This window comes from Streptomyces durbertensis (genome assembly GCF_014156695.1).
Classification (GTDB): domain Bacteria; phylum Actinomycetota; class Actinomycetes; order Streptomycetales; family Streptomycetaceae; genus Streptomyces; species Streptomyces durbertensis.
This window is the reverse complement of the sequence record NZ_WMLF01000746.1, coordinates 1-1425: the sequence shown is the minus strand read 5'-3', so window position 1 is coordinate 1425 and position 1425 is coordinate 1. Positions and strand designations below refer to the sequence as shown.

The following is a 1425-nucleotide window of genomic DNA, read 5'->3' as shown; positions in this document are numbered from 1 at the left end:
GTACTGCACGGCCGTCACCGCGACCCCCAGCCGGGACCGCATCGCCGCGCCCGTCAGCGCGTACACCGTGCGGGAGACCGCGACCAGCAGCAACACCAGCGGCGGCATCGCCAGCACCGCCACCACCACCGTGCCCGCCGACAGCTCCACCGCGCGCACCCCGAGCGCAGCCGCCGCCAGCGCGGTCGCCGCGGCCCCCGGGCCGACGCAGGCGGCGGCGAGCAACGCCGCCCCCAGCCGGCGCCGCCCGACCGGCAGCAGCGCGAAGAAGTCGGGTCGCAGCACACCGGGACCCGAGGCGAGGACCGGGCCGAGCGCCCACCCCAGCAGCCACGCCAGCCCGACGAGGAGCAGCACGTCGTGCCGGGCCTCCCCCGGTGCGGCGGACAGCACCGCCGCCCACGTCACCGCCACCGCGAGCGGCCAGCACAGCCCGCGGGCGAGCCGCAGCCCCGGCGAGCCGTGCGAGAGGATGGTGAACCGCAGCCGGACGAGCGTCGTGACCAGCCCGCCGCCCGGCGTCGAGATGCCAACCGTCAGCCGCCCAGCCATGCCAGCTCCCCCTCGTCCATCTCCCGGTGGCCGACCAGACGCACAAAGGCCTCCTCCAGCGTGCCCCCGCCGCGTACCTCCGCCAGCGTGCCGTCCGCCCGCACCCGGCCGTCGGCGATGATCGCCACCCGGTCGCACAACTGCTCCACCAGCGGCATCACATGGCTGGAGATCACCACCGCGCCGCCGGCGGCGGTGAAGCGGCGCAGGATCGCCGTCAGAACCCGCGCGGACACCGGGTCCACCGCCTCGTACGGCTCGTCGAGCACCAGCATCCGGGGCGCGTGCAGCAGCGCCGTCGCGAGGCCGATCTTCTTCCGCATGCCGGTGGAGTACTCGATCACCAGGGTGCCGCGCTCCTCCGCGCCGGTCAGCTCCAGCACCCGCAGCAGTTCCTCGGTCCTGGCCCTTGTGGTGTCCGCGTCCAGGCCGCGCAACAGTCCCCAGTAGGTGAGGAGTTCACCGCCGGTCAGCCGCTCCGGGAGCGCCAGCCCGTCCGGCAGGACGCCCAGCAGCCGCTTGGCCTCCTCCGGCCGCGCCCACACGTCCACGCCGAAGACCCTCGCCGTGCCGGCGTCCGGCCGGAGCAGCCCCACCGCCATCATCAGCGACGTCGTCTTGCCGGCGCCGTTCGGACCGACCAGCCCCGTCAGGCTCCCCGGCGGCACCGCCAGCGACACCGCGTCCGCGGCCCGCCGCCCCTGGAAGGACTTCGTCAGCCCGGCCAGCTCCAGCGCGGGCGACGCCGCCGGCGCACGCACCGGCGCACCCTCAGGTGACCGCGCCCCCTCGGTGGCGGGTGGCCCCTCACCGCTCGTCCCCGTCGTACCGCTCACACCGTTCACACCACTCATGGCGGGCAGCCTGTCCCCC

Annotated in this window: 2 protein-coding genes; both read right to left on the bottom strand. The window is 75.8% G+C overall.

The window, feature by feature from the left end; all coding sequences use genetic code 11:
* A partial coding sequence (locus GL263_RS26485) for a hypothetical protein (RefSeq protein ID WP_438948010.1) occupies positions 1 to 552 on the bottom strand: 552 nt, incomplete at its 3' end.
* Positions 537 to 1406, bottom strand: coding sequence for an ABC transporter ATP-binding protein (locus GL263_RS26480; protein WP_182858269.1), 870 nt, complete (start codon positions 1404 to 1406; stop codon positions 537 to 539). The genes GL263_RS26480 and GL263_RS26485, both read right to left, overlap by 16 nt.
* Positions 1407 to 1425: the final 19 nt, after the last annotated feature.